Raw genomic sequence first — 12,338 nt, forward strand, 5'->3', positions numbered from 1 at the left:
GCGATGCAGTTCGGACGCACCTACGAGGAGTTCGAGGTCGGGGCGACGTACAAGCACTGGCCGGGCAAGACGGTCACCGAGTACGACGACCACCTGTTCTGTCTCCTCACCATGAACCACCACCCGCTCCACATGGACACGAACTATGCGGAGAAGACGACGGACTTCGGCAAGAACGTCGTCGTCGGCAACTACATCTACTCGCTGCTGCTCGGCATGAGCGTGCCGGACATCTCCGGCAAGGCCATCGCCAACCTGGAGATCGAGTCGCTGAAGCACGTGGCGCCGACCTTCCACGGCGACACGATCTACGGCCAGACGACCGTGCTGGACAAGTGGCCGTCGAAGTCGAAGAACGACCGCGGCATCGTCTACGTCGAGACCAAGGGCTACAAGCAGGACGGCACGCTGGTGTGCGTGTTCCGCCGCAAGGTCATGGTGCCGACCGAGACGTACATCAAGGAGCGCGGCGGCGAGCAGCCCGGCCGCCCCGAACTGAAGCAGCAGGAGAAGTAGCCATGGCGCGCCTCGCCCAGACCGCCGGTCTGACGGACATTCAGCAGGAGATCCTCTCCACCGTCCGCGACTTCGTGGACAAGGAGATCATCCCGGTCGCGACCGAGCTGGAGCACCGCGACGAGTACCCGCAAGCGATCGTCGACGGCCTCAAGGAACTCGGCCTGTTCGGTCTGATGATTCCCGAGGAGTACGGCGGCCTGGGCGAGTCGCTCCTCACCTACGCCCTGTGCGTCGAGGAGATCGCCCGCGGCTGGATGTCGGTGTCCGGCATCATCAACACGCACTTCATCGTGGCGTACATGCTCAAGCAGCACGGCACACAGGAGCAGAAGGACCACTTCCTGCCGCGCATGGCGGCCGGCGACATCCGCGGCGCCTTCTCGATGTCGGAGCCGGGCCTGGGCTCCGATGTGTCGGCCATCACGTCGAAGGCGGTGAAGGACGGCGAGGAGTACGTCCTGAACGGCCAGAAGATGTGGCTGACGAACGGCGGAACGTCGTCTCTGGTGGCCGTACTCGTCCGAAGTGACGAAGGACACCCCGAGGGCACCGCGCCCCACAAGTCGATGACGACCTTCCTCGTCGAGAAGGAGCCCGGCTTCGGAGAGGTCCGCCCGGGCCTCACCATCCCCGGCAAGATCGACAAGATGGGCTACAAGGGCGTCGACACGACCGAGCTCATCATGGACGGCCTGCGCATTCCGGCCAATCGGGTGCTCGGCGGCGTCACCGGCCGAGGTTTTTACCAAATGATGGACGGCGTCGAGGTCGGGCGCGTCAATGTGGCGGCGCGTGGCTGTGGCGTCGCTCAGCGTGCGTTCGAACTCGGCGTCCAGTACGCCCAGCAGCGGCACACGTTCGGCAAGCCGATCGCCCAGCACCAGGCCATCCAGTTCAAGCTGGCCGAGATGGCTACCAAGGTCGAGGCGGCGCATGCGATGATGGTGAACGCGGCACGCAAAAAGGACTCCGGTGAACGAAACGACCTTGAGGCTGGGATGGCGAAGTACCTCGCCTCCGAGTACTGCAAGGAGGTCGTGGAGGATGCTTTCCGGATCCACGGCGGCTACGGCTTCTCCAAGGAGTACGAGATCGAGCGCCTCTACCGAGAGGCTCCGATGCTGCTTATCGGTGAAGGTACCGCCGAGATCCAGAAAATGATCATCGGTCGCAGGTTGCTCGAAGAGTATCGCTTCCAGGGATAGATGTCCGGGTTCGGGGTGTTTTCTTCGAGAAGAAGATCACACCCCGTCAGTACTCTTCAGCCGCCGACTCGACTTCCTGGCTTACCCAGTTGTGGCCCGCGACCGGTACGATCCCCGGAAAGCCGCCGTCCCCCGCCGAAGCGCGGCATCATCCGCTACGAAGGTCATCCATGCCCCACAGCCAAACCTCTGCACCACGCGACAGCCGGGCCGGCGTACGCCTCGCGCGCGGAGCATCGCCGTGGCTTCTCCCGACCGTCGCCACCGCAGCCCTCAGCCTGGCCCGCGCACGCCGCTCCGGCGTCGCCAAGGCTGTGGCCGTGCCCGCCACCGCGCTCGCGGCGGGCATGCTGTGGTTCTTCCGCGACCCCGAGCGCGAGATCGCCCAGGGCCGGGTCATCTCGCCCGCCGACGGCGTGGTGCAGAGCATCATGCCGTGGAAGGACGGGCGCACCCGCGTCGCGATCTTCATGAGCCCGCTCAACGTCCACGTCAACCGCGCGCCGCTCTCCGGCACGGTCACGTCCGTCGAGCACATCCCGGGCGGGTTCGTTCCGGCGTTCAACAAGGAGAGCGAGAACAACGAGCGCGTAGTCTGGCATTTCGACACCGAACTCGGCGACATCGAGATGATCCAGATCGCCGGCGCGGTGGCCCGCCGCATCGTCCCCTACATCCCGCAGGGCACGAAGGTCGAGCAGGGTGACCGTATTGGTCTGATCCGCTTCGGCTCCCGTGTCGACATCTACCTGCCCGAGGGCGTGGAGGTCGCGGTCGAGGTCGGGCAGAAGACCGTGGCTGGGGTGACTCGCATTGACCGTGATTGATCCTGAGACACAGCCGGGCTGGGTGCCCGAGGCCGACGAGGTCGACGAAGAGGAGATGCCTCTTTCTCTGCGCCTGTCGATAGCGGACACCCTGACGCTCGGCAACGCGACGTGCGGCTTCATGGCGGTGTACTTCACCACCACCGGCATCCTGATCCCGCACCTCTCGGGTGACACTTCGGGCATGGCCCGCAACAGCGCGGCCACGGCCGTCATACTGATGCTGTGCGCGGCTGTCTTCGACCTGTTCGACGGCCTCGTGGCCCGCAAGCTGCGGTCGTCGCCGATGGGTGCGGAGCTGGACAACCTCTCTGATCTGATCAGCTTCGGTCTGGCCCCCGCGTACTTCGTGCTCGTGTACGGCATGGTCGCGAGAGACGCGCATGAGCGGGTCGCGGCGGTGGCCGCGATCGTTGTGCTGCTGGCGGTGGTGCTGCGGCTCGCCCGCTTCTCGTGCGTCACCGTGAAGGACGGCACGTTCCAGGGCATGCCCTCGCCGTTCGGTGCACTCACGGTCGTCTCGATCGTGCTGCTCGAGCTGCCGTTCGAGGCGACCCTGCTGGCGGTCGTCGGTACCGCGTGGCTGATGGTGAGCCGGGTCGAGTACCCGAAGCCGCGAGGCATCCTCGCGGTGGCGGTGCTCGGCTGGATCGTGTCGGCCATGGGTCTGCTGGCGGCGTGGGCGTTCGACGCGCCGGGCGGCCAGGTGCTGCTCCAGATGGGCTGCGCGTTGCAGATCGTGATGGCGGCGACGATCCCGCTGTTCGCCACGGCTCGCCGGGTGAACACTTTCCGTGACAACCGGCGCGAGAGCCGCGAGGCACGGGCGGCGCAGGTCCCGTAGCTCGGCTTGTACGTTGCCCGAGGGGCCCGGACCGAATCGTGATTCGGTCCGGGCCCCTCGGGTTTTCGCGGCAGCACCCTCGACGCTGCCGACAGCGGCCGGGCCACCGCAGGCATCTCGGTGATCAGCATGGTCCGTCGCTGCGCCGGCATCGCGGTCCCTATGCGCTCCGAAGTGGCCTCCGATGCGGGCCGGGCCGGAAGTGGTGGCTAGGCTCGCCAGTTGCGTGCCTGTTGCCCGGCGATCCGAGCAGCCCACAGCCCCATCACGACGGACACGGCGAGCACCACAATGACGGCGGTCGCCATGAGGCCCCCGGGGACGTAGTAAGCCATTCCCGGCCGGGCGACCGGTCGTGCGGTCCAGGCAGCCACGACGCACCCCGCCAGCGCGGCGAGCGCGAGCGGCGCGACGATCGCCCAGGCCGCACTGCTGCGAAAGACGCGGTATCCGCCGGTCAACACGGTCAGCGGCGCCAGTGCCCGGCCCTGGCGCAGGAACTCGGCTTTGCCACTGAGGCCGATGGCGAGCATGAGGATTCCCATCCCCAGCACACCGAAGAGCTGGATCCACCGGCCCTGGTCCCGGTCCGGAATGCCGTCCGCCAGCCACTCCTCCCCGGGAAAACGGACCTGTGCCCCGCGGGGATAGGCCCGGTAGGAGGCTTCCTTGAGCGCCGCGAAGGCGGGGACTCCGCCATCAGCCTTCACCACCGCCAAGGTGTTGGCGCTCGGCAGGGTTTGCCTGGCCAGCTCGGCGTGGTCGGCTCGGACCACCTTCAGGTAGGTGCCCCCCTCCGTGTTCCACTGGAGCAGCTGCTGCAAGCGCCGATCGAGTGCGACGTCGACGCGGGCCGGTGTGGGCGAACACGGCAGCCGAAGACTCTCCAGGGCAACGCATCCTCCGCTGATCGTGATGGGGCCGTCACCGGCGGTGCGGGGAGGCGCGAGGACGACGGGCTCATTGCCCTCGGGGATCGACTCGAGATAGGCGGCGGCCTCCCGGGGGGAGACAGTCCCCCTGGGGCCGATCTCGGCCACGTTTCTGTCGACAGCGCTGAGGATCTCCTCCATTTTGGCGTGGTAGGTCCCGATCATCGCCTGCCAGGCGAGGGCCTGCATGAAGACGATCAGCGCAACCGTCACACCAGTGACCAGGCGGGCCGTGGCCGCCGGGTAGCGGCTGATGCGGCGGCCCGCGATCAGCGCACCGGCCCACCCCCGCTGTCGCCCGGTCCGCTCCAGGCTCCCCCCGAGCCTGGCCACGAGGACCGCCACTCCGGCGGGCAGAGTCAGCACGACGAGAGCAAGGCCGATCCAGCTGATCCATGCCCGGTACAGCGAACTGTCCCCGGCGAGTTCCGGACCGCGGCTGGCGAGCAGGATCGCCGGCGCACAGAGGAACGCGAGGTGCCGCTGCCGGCGTGAGCTGCTCGCGTTGACGGGGCGGGTCCCCCCGGCCCGGGTGGACAGCTGATCGCTGATGACGGCCAGGGCCAGTGCCGTCACGATGACGGCCCCAGGAGTAAGCAGTACCGGCCAGCCATGCTGACGCACATCGGCGGATGACGTCATGTAGCCGACGAACGGAACTCGGACGTCAACGAACGCGGCCACGGCGATGAACGGAATCGACGCGAAGGCTCCCCACATCACCGGTCGCACCGCCTCGCCCACGGCGATCAGGGCGCGGTCGCGCCTCAGCCCTCCCAGGGCGTCGACCAGGGCGCCTCTGCGGTCACGGCCATGTGCCCCGGCGCGCAGTGCGGTGAAAAGGAGCACGAGACTCGGTACGAGCAGCAGGCCGACGACGAGGCCCTGGAACATCCACTCGGGCTTGTCGTTGTCGCGGCCCGTGCCTGGCGCCAGGCCTTCAGCCGGCAGGCCTGCCTTCGGCCCGAAACCGACCACGGCCTCGATCGGCGCCTCGGCCTTCATGCCCTTGGCCGGGCGGACGTAGGCGAGCCACTCTCCAGGGTCGTCCAACCCCTCCTGCCCGATCGTGCCCGAGAGCTTCCCGTACCGGCCGGCGATTCCCTCCGCGGCGCCGGCTTTCAGCAGGCCTGGGGAGAGAACGGCCTCACCCGGCCCCGGCCAACGATCCACCCCTGGAGGAAGTGGGGCATTCGACGTGTGCGGCGCGATGAACACGACGCTGAAGAGCCGCTGCCCCTTCAGCGCGTCCGAGCCGACCAGCCACAGCGTGGCCGGGGTGGCCTGCGATTGCTCTGTCTGCGCCACCGGAGTCCTGGCGTCGCGCCGCAGCTCCTTGCCGACATAGGCGGCGTGCACCATCGCCAGCAGGCCCAGGCACAGTGCGACAGCGAAAGCCGACAGCGCCAGAGCCGCGGCCCTGGTTCCGGCCGCCTCCGAGCGTCGACCCGCGTCGCGTCCTATGCGAAGGAGCTGAAGTGACAACCCGCCGCGTCTGGCCCCGCTCACGCCTGCACCGCCTCCCGCACCTGGGCGGGAACCAGCAGGCCGGCTTCGAGACGCAGCACCCGGTCCGCTCGTGCGGCAACCTCGACATCGTGTGTCACCAGCACCAACCCACACCTGCGCCGCCGGGGGAGATCGAAGAGCAGTTCCGCGATGCGAGCAGTGGCGTCAGGGTCGAGGGAGCCGGTGGGCTCATCGGCCAGGATCAGCTCGGGCGAGTTGATCAGCGCACGAGCCACAGCCGTACGTTGATGCTCTCCTCCGGAGAGTTCCTCCGTCGTCTCAGCCGACGGAACGCGCAGTTCGTCCAGCAGTTCCTGTGCCTTGCGGTACCCGCCGGCGCGGTCGGAACGCGACAGCAGCGCCGCCAGCGCCACGTTGTCCAGCGGGCTGAGTTCGGGCAGGAGCTCCCCGAACTGGAAGACCGTGCCGATGGTTTCGCTGCGCAGCCTGGCGAGCTGCTTTCCTCGCAGCTTCGTTACCTCCGCTCCGGTCACTCTGATGCTTCCGCCATGCGGCTTGATCAGACCAAGGACCGACGAGAGCAGCGTGCTCTTGCCCGAGCCGCTCGGGCCCGTGATCGCCACTGACTCGCCGGCGCTGACGCTGAGCTCCAGGCCCTTGAACAGAGTCCGGTTCCGGACCGAGTAGTCCAGATCCTGAATGTGGAGTACGGGGTCGGGCGCGGGCCCGGTGTCGGAGTTGCTCACGTGATGTGCCCTCGGGTAGCTGTTGCCGCGTCACCGTGCGATGTCGCGGTGACGCTGCGGGGCAGAGGCGATCCCCCTGTCCCGCGGATGACGGGCGCTTCCCGTGAGCATGAAACAGCGCCCCCGCGAATCGTCCCCCGTTGCGCGAGAGAGGTCAGCCCCTCGCGATTGGTGCCGATGTTAGGCCAAGGCGATCACCAGGCAAAAGAAAGCTCCCCATTCCATCGAGGGCCATATGACGCACGTCACATGCCGGGAAAGGCGTGTGTGCGTGCCGCGCTTCAACCCGCCTTTAGAGCAACGAGGTTGTTCGCCGGACCGAGCGCACGTGGCGTCAAGTCGCTTACGTTGCATGGCAGATGAGAGATCACAGGAATTTTCCCCTCGCATGCGAAGCGCGCCGAGTGGTGATGCGAGCTCCGCTCACATCACGCTTGCCTGCCGTCGGCTTTGGCCTATGATCTTGCACTGGTCGCGAGGAGGGCCTTCTTCTCGCTTCCATGGGGGGCTCCACAACGGAAGCCGCTAGGCGTGACCTGCCTTGCGTCGCCCCGCCCATGGGTGCGTCATACCTGAAGGCCGTTTTTCGTGGTGACCGCCAATCGCAGCTGTTGAGTCGCTGCGCCAAAGGGGAGAATTCATGCAGATATCCAGAAGCGCCAAGAAGGCTGCCGTCGCAGTCGCCATGCTCGGCGCCGTTGCGGGGGCTTCGCCGGCATTCGCAGACGCCGGCGAAGATGTCACGTCCAGGATCAACCACCACACGAACCCGGACATCCACTTCGCTTACGCCTACAGCTTGCAGTCGAACGGCAACAAGAATGTTGCCGTGCTCGACGAGAGGGCGGACGGCAACGACGTCTACTCGGAGTTCGACCGCAAGAACACCAAGGGCCTCGTCCTCCGGAACACGAAGGGCAAGGGAAAGACCACGTTCAGCGACAACTCCACGAGCAACTACGTCGTGAAGGTCACCGCTTGCGTGCACTTCGACGGCACCTTTGACAAGTGCGGCCCGGACGACCGACCCGGCGACGGACGCTGATTCCGTCTTTAGCGTCGTTCGGTGCGCTCTCGAGGCCCGGATGCCTTCCGCATCCGGGCCTCACGCGTTGCACGCGCCGTTGAGGAGGGGGCTGTGCGCCGCCTCCACGGTCAGGTCGCCTCCACGGTCAGGTCAGGAAGTCCCGCACGATCGACTCCGCCACGCGTTCCAGGAGCGGACCTGCCTGGGCCATGGACTTCGCCGGATCCGGCTCGAGCTCCGACAAGGCGTACGCGCGGCGGATGCCCGCGTGGCCCAGGGCCGCTGGAGTGAGGGCCAACCGGCCGCAGACCGCGACGACCTCGATGCCGCGGGCGCGGGCCGCCGCCGCGACGCCCGCCGGGGCCTTGCCGTGCAGGGTCTGCTCGTCCAGGGAGCCCTCGCCGGTGATGACCAGATCGGCCCGTTCCAGTGCCGGGCCGAAGCCCAGCACGTCGAGCATCACCTCGATGCCGGGGCGGAAGCGGGCGCCGAGGAGGAGGGCGCCGTAGCCGATGCCGCCCGCGGCACCGGCCCCGGGCTCGGCGGCTTGTTCGGCGGCCTGGGGACCGACCGACTCCTCCAGCACCTTCGCGAAGTGCGCGAGCGCGGCGTCCAGCCTCTCCACGTCGTCCGGCGAGGCACCCTTCTGCGGGCCGTACACGGCCGGCGCGCCCTTCGGGCCGGTCAGCGGGTTGTCGACGTCGCTGGCGAGCACCAGCTCCACCGAGGCCAGCCTCGGATCCAGGCCCGACAGATCGGCGGTGGCCAGGTCTCCCAGGCCCGCACCGCCCGGCGTCACCGGCTCTCCGTCGGCGTCCAGGAAGCGCGCGCCCAGCGCGCTCAGCATGCCGGCGCCGCCGTCGGTCGTGGCACTGCCGCCGACCCCGAACACGATGGTGCGGGCACCCGCGTCCAGCGCGGCGCGTAGCAGCTCGCCGGAGCCGTAGGTGGACGCCGTGAGCGGTGCGAAGACGCCCGCGGGCAGCCGCTGGAGGCCGCTGGCCTCCGCCATCTCCACGACCGCCGTGTCGCCGCGCAGCGCGAACGCCGCCGTCACCTCGTCCCCGAGGGGCCCGGCGACCCGGACCTCACGGCGCTCGAAGCCGGCCGCGACCGCCGCGTCCACGGTTCCGTCACCGCCGTCCGCGACAGGCATGGCCTCGACCACGACGTCCTGCACGGCCCGGCGCAGACCGGCCGTCACCCGCTCGGCGACCTGCACGGCCGTCAGCGACCCCTTGAACTTGTCCGCGGCGATGAGCACGCGCTGTGTCACCTGTTATCCCCTTGCTCTCCGGGCCTCGCGCACGTCAAGGCCAGTCGCGCCGCTGCGACCTTAACCGGAGGAGGCCCATGCCGTCATGCGCTGCCCGGCCCCTGAGAACTCTGTGGGAACAACGTACGAGTGGCCCGGGAAGCCGCTGTGCGAGCCGCCGAACCCCGAGCGACCACGGCCGGAATTGGGTAGACCGGTCCTATGACCCCTGTGGGCACTGAGCCAGAGCTCGCCGACCGCATCCTCGGAGGCTGGCTGGGCCGGATCGCGGGCAACATGCTCGGCAAACCGGTCGAGCAGGGCGACCTGTGGACGCGGGAGCGGATCGATCGGTATCTGCGGCAGGCCGCCGCCCTGCCCCTCACCGACTATCTTCCCGAGCCGGTCAGCGAGGACGACGGTTTCGAGCTGCGGCCCGAGTGGCGGAGTTGCGTGCGCGGCCGTATCCATGGCAGCTGCCGCGACGACGACGTGGACTACGCGATCCTCGGACTGGACCTCCTGGAAACGCACGGCTTCGGCTTCAGCACCGAGCAGGTGGGAGACCTGTGGCTGTTGCGGCTGCCGTATCTCCAGACCTTCACGGCGGAGCGGGCGGCGTACCGCAACCTCGCGAACGGTCTGAAGCCGCCCCTCACCGCGACGTACGACAACCCGTACCAGGAGTGGATCGGGGCCCTCATCCGCGCCGACATCTACGGCTGGACCTGCCCCGGCGACCCGCGCCGTGCGGCCTCCCTCGCCCGCCGGGACGCGGCGCTGTCGCACACCGGCAACGGCGTGTACGGCGCGATGTGGGCGGCGGCGCTGATCGCGGCGGCGTTCACGGCTACCACGATCCGCGCGGCCGTCGACGAGGCGCTCGCCGTCATCCCGGCGAGCAGCCGCCTCGCGCGCACCGTACGCCGGGTCGCCTCGCTGCACGACACCCGGATGACCTGGGAGGACACCCTCAGCACGCTCACCGAGGAGACCGTGGGGCTCGGCTGGATCCACACCATCCCGAACGCCGCCGTGCTCACCGCCGGGCTCCTGTACGGCGACGGCGACTTCACCCGCACCATCACGCTCACCGTCCGCGGCGGCCTGGACACCGACTCCAACGGGGCGACGGCCGGCTCGGTGACGGGTGTGCTGACCGGGGCGGCGGCGATCCCGGACCAGTGGACCGAGCCGCTGGAGGACACGGTGCGCAGTGCGGTGTTCGGGTTCGACGGGGCACGGATCAGCGAGCTGGCGGAGCGGACGGTCCGGTTGGCGGAGGCCGAGGTCTAGGCCCTGTCGTTTGGATCAGGCGACGCCGGGATGATCCAAACGACAGGGCCTGAACAACGGGGGGCTGGTCGACGGGGCGGAGCGTGCGCTTCCTGGGCATGGGGCGTACGTTCCCCGGACGGGGCTCGTCCGCTTCTTCTGCGGGCGGCACGTGCGCCGCCCGGAGCCGGGCGGCGGATCGATGCTGATCATCGAGCACAGGCAGGACGTCCTCCCGGGCACGGTGAGCGGTTGTTTCTCCCTGTTCTGCTACCGGGCGGCGCTCTGGTCGCCGTGGAGTCCGTCAACCGCGCCCCGGACCACATCACGGCGCGCAAGCCGCTCGCGGCTGGGCTCTCCCCCCCCCCCCGCTCCCGAGGCCGTCATGGACCCCGCGTTCGACCTCAAGGCGTTCGACGGCGGGAGCGGTTTCCGCGGCCTGAGCAGCTACGCCTCGCGTCGAACGCCGAGGGGCCGGTCCCGGATCTCTCCGGTATCGGCCCCTCGGCGTTCCCGCCGGACCGCTCCGATACCACCCTCGACGGCCCTCGGTTCAGTCCGGGACCGCCGTACAGCCGCTCGACGGACCGGCCGTGACGAGGACGTCGCGGTAGCGGCCGGTCGCGGACAGGGCGGTGGCCGGGAGGCGCAGTTCCTCCCGGGAGAGGCCGAGGCCCACCAGCGCGGCCGCCGCGTCGGCGCTGCCTACGGCCATGCCGCCCGGCGACGGGGACGCGTTTGTCGATGTGGGGGGCGACTGGCGGTTCGACCCCGGCGGCGCGGGCGATCAGGAGGACCGCCCGCGCTGCCAGATTGCCGTCGCCGGCGGGGATGTCGGCGGCGCCGGGGCCCCGGACGGTAACGGTGAGCCGGGGTGCGGGGGCGGTCCGTACCGCGTCGTGGAGGCCGACTGTCAGGAAGACGGTGGTGAGCTCGTGGTGTCCGTCCGGGCAGAGGAAGGCGACAGCGTCAGGTTGACCTTGCCCGGCGCACGAACGGTGACCCGCGCCCGGCGGTCCATTCCGACCTGGCTCATGCCGCGCGGACCGGCTGTCCGGCGACGAGCGGGTGGTCGCGCTCAAGCGGGCCGAGGCCGCCTGCGCCGCCGGGCGAGCCCAGGTCGTCGAAGAACTCGACGTTCGCCTTGTGGTAGTCCTTCCACTCCACGGGCACGTCGTCCTCGTAGAAGATCGCCTCGACGGGGCAGACCGGTTCGCAGGCGCCGCAGTCGACGCATTCGTCCGGGTGGATGTACAGGGCCCGCCGGCCCTCATAGATGCAGTCGACGGGGCATTCCTCGATGCAGGCTTTGTCCTTGACGTCCACACAGGGCTGGGCGATGACGTAGGTCACGGGTGCTTCCTTTTGTTCGTGTCGCTGTCGGTGTGCGGTTCTCGTCGGGGGCTCAAGCCCCCGACCAGGTCGGCCCGGAACGCGGCCGGTTTCATCGCGACCAGGTCGTCCGGGGCGTCGCCGGGGGTGAGGATGTCGTGGTCGGCGAAGTGCAGCTGGAACGACGAGACACCGGGGAGGGTGCCTGCGGGGGCGCGGATCTCGGCGGGGAAGTTCGGCAGCGTCGACAGGTCGCTGCCGAAGCCGGCCGTCCGAACCGTGAACCGGTCGCAGTCAGCTGCATGCCGTCGCCGGAGTCACCCGCGAAGCGGATTACGACCCGGTCGAGCTGTTTGACGACAAACGGTGTGCTCACTCGCCCACCGCCTTGGCGCCGTCCTGCTCGGCGAGCTTGAACGCCTCCTCGATCAGGGTCTCGACGATCTTCGACTCGGGGACGGTCCTGATGACCTCGCCCTTGACGAAGATCTGCCCCTTGCCGTTGCCGGAGGCGACACCGAGGTCGGCCTCGCGCGCCTCCCCGGGGCCGTTGACGACGCAGCCCATGACGGCCACGCGCAGCGGGATGTCCATGCCCTCCAGGCCGGCCGTGACCTCTTCGGCCAGCTTGTAGACGTCGACCTGAGCGCGCCCGCAGGACGGGCAGGACACGATCTCCAGGCCGCGCTGCTTGAGGTTGAGGGACTCCAGGATCTGGATGCCGACCTTGACCTCCTCGGCGGGCGGCGCGCTCAGCGAGACCCGGATCGTGTCGCCGATGCCCTGGGAGAGGAGGGCGCCGAAGGCCACGGCCGACTTGATCGTGCCCTGGAACGCCGGGCCCGCCTCGGTCACACCGAGGTGGAGCGGGTAGTCGCACTGGGCGGCCAGCTGCTTGTACGCCTC

At 69.0% G+C, this 12,338-nt stretch carries 12 protein-coding genes and 1 pseudogene; 6 read left to right on the top strand and 7 right to left on the bottom strand.

The window, feature by feature from the left end; all coding sequences use genetic code 11:
- Positions 1 to 3: 3 nt before the first annotated feature.
- From KUM44_RS29045 to pssA, 4 genes are all read left to right on the top strand, one after another.
- Entirely contained in the window at positions 4 to 516 is a 513-nt protein-coding gene (locus KUM44_RS29045) for a MaoC family dehydratase (protein WP_062716551.1), read from the top strand.
- Between the two features lie 2 nt (positions 517 to 518).
- Positions 519 to 1,724 carry an acyl-CoA dehydrogenase family protein gene (locus tag KUM44_RS29050; protein WP_062716552.1) on the top strand — a complete coding sequence of 402 codons (1,206 nt, stop codon included), beginning with the start codon at positions 519 to 521 and terminating at the stop codon, positions 1,722 to 1,724.
- Between the two features lie 170 nt (positions 1,725 to 1,894).
- Positions 1,895 to 2,551, top strand: coding sequence for a phosphatidylserine decarboxylase (locus KUM44_RS29055; RefSeq protein WP_048579466.1), 657 nt, complete (start codon positions 1,895 to 1,897; stop codon positions 2,549 to 2,551).
- Positions 2,538 to 3,395 carry a CDP-diacylglycerol--serine O-phosphatidyltransferase gene (gene pssA, locus KUM44_RS29060; RefSeq protein WP_217212611.1) on the top strand — a complete coding sequence of 286 codons (858 nt, stop codon included), beginning with the start codon at positions 2,538 to 2,540 and terminating at the stop codon, positions 3,393 to 3,395. Before KUM44_RS29055 ends, pssA begins: the two co-directional genes overlap by 14 nt.
- A 209-nt stretch (positions 3,396 to 3,604) precedes the next feature.
- Here pssA and KUM44_RS29065 read toward each other — a convergent pair whose 3' ends face one another.
- Positions 3,605 to 5,689: an ABC transporter permease gene (locus KUM44_RS29065; RefSeq protein WP_217212613.1), complete on the bottom strand. Its 2,085-nt coding sequence runs from the start codon at positions 5,687 to 5,689 to the stop codon at positions 3,605 to 3,607.
- Positions 5,690 to 5,832: 143 nt separating this feature from the next.
- Positions 5,833 to 6,543 carry an ABC transporter ATP-binding protein gene (locus KUM44_RS29070; RefSeq protein WP_217212615.1) on the bottom strand — a complete coding sequence of 237 codons (711 nt, stop codon included), beginning with the start codon at positions 6,541 to 6,543 and terminating at the stop codon, positions 5,833 to 5,835.
- A gap of 640 nt (positions 6,544 to 7,183) precedes the next feature.
- Here KUM44_RS29070 and KUM44_RS29075 point away from each other — a divergent pair.
- Entirely contained in the window at positions 7,184 to 7,588 is a 405-nt protein-coding gene (locus KUM44_RS29075; RefSeq protein ID WP_217212616.1) for a hypothetical protein, read from the top strand.
- 127 nt (positions 7,589 to 7,715) lie between these two features.
- Here the strand turns inward: KUM44_RS29075 and KUM44_RS29080 are convergent, their stop codons facing one another.
- The gene (locus KUM44_RS29080; protein ID WP_308402751.1) at positions 7,716 to 8,846 is read right to left on the bottom strand and encodes a glycerate kinase; all 1,131 of its coding nucleotides are present in this window, start codon (positions 8,844 to 8,846) and stop codon (positions 7,716 to 7,718) included.
- Positions 8,847 to 9,047: 201 nt separating this feature from the next.
- Between KUM44_RS29080 and KUM44_RS29085 the strand changes: the two genes are divergently transcribed.
- A complete protein-coding gene (locus KUM44_RS29085; protein ID WP_217212618.1) occupies positions 9,048 to 10,121 on the top strand; it encodes an ADP-ribosylglycohydrolase family protein in 1,074 nt (357 codons plus the stop codon).
- Between the two features lie 532 nt (positions 10,122 to 10,653).
- Here KUM44_RS29085 and KUM44_RS29090 read toward each other — a convergent pair.
- From KUM44_RS29090 to KUM44_RS45810, 4 genes and pseudogenes are all read right to left on the bottom strand, one after another.
- Positions 10,654 to 10,815, bottom strand: coding sequence for a hypothetical protein (locus tag KUM44_RS29090; protein ID WP_217212620.1), 162 nt, complete (start codon positions 10,813 to 10,815; stop codon positions 10,654 to 10,656).
- 317 nt (positions 10,816 to 11,132) lie between these two features.
- Positions 11,133 to 11,453 (bottom strand): ferredoxin, encoded by a 321-nt coding sequence (gene fdxA, locus KUM44_RS29095; protein WP_217212622.1) that lies wholly within the window; start codon positions 11,451 to 11,453, stop codon positions 11,133 to 11,135.
- Between the two features lie 65 nt (positions 11,454 to 11,518).
- Positions 11,519 to 11,808 (bottom strand): annotated as a pseudogene (locus KUM44_RS29100) (2-oxoglutarate ferredoxin oxidoreductase subunit alpha); the annotation flags it as partial.
- A partial coding sequence (locus KUM44_RS45810) for a flavodoxin-dependent (E)-4-hydroxy-3-methylbut-2-enyl-diphosphate synthase (protein WP_254390260.1) occupies positions 11,805 to 12,338 on the bottom strand: 534 nt, incomplete at its 5' end. The pseudogene KUM44_RS29100 and the gene KUM44_RS45810, both read right to left, overlap by 4 nt.

The organism is Streptomyces sp. AC550_RSS872 (genome assembly GCF_019049285.1).
Lineage (GTDB): Bacteria > Actinomycetota > Actinomycetes > Streptomycetales > Streptomycetaceae > Streptomyces.

Coding starts and splice junctions, on each gene's coding strand:
- KUM44_RS29045 (WP_062716551.1), top strand. CDS start 4: ATGCAGTTCGGACGCACCTACGAGGAGTTCGAGGTCGGGGCGACGTAC.
- KUM44_RS29050 (WP_062716552.1), top strand. CDS start 519: ATGGCGCGCCTCGCCCAGACCGCCGGTCTGACGGACATTCAGCAGGAG.
- KUM44_RS29055 (WP_048579466.1), top strand. CDS start 1,895: ATGCCCCACAGCCAAACCTCTGCACCACGCGACAGCCGGGCCGGCGTA.
- KUM44_RS29065 (WP_217212613.1), bottom strand. CDS start 5,689: ATGGTGCACGCCGCCTATGTCGGCAAGGAGCTGCGGCGCGACGCCAGG.
- KUM44_RS29075 (WP_217212616.1), top strand. CDS start 7,184: ATGCAGATATCCAGAAGCGCCAAGAAGGCTGCCGTCGCAGTCGCCATG.
- KUM44_RS29085 (WP_217212618.1), top strand. CDS start 9,048: ATGACCCCTGTGGGCACTGAGCCAGAGCTCGCCGACCGCATCCTCGGA.
- KUM44_RS29090 (WP_217212620.1), bottom strand. CDS start 10,815: ATGGCCGTAGGCAGCGCCGACGCGGCGGCCGCGCTGGTGGGCCTCGGC.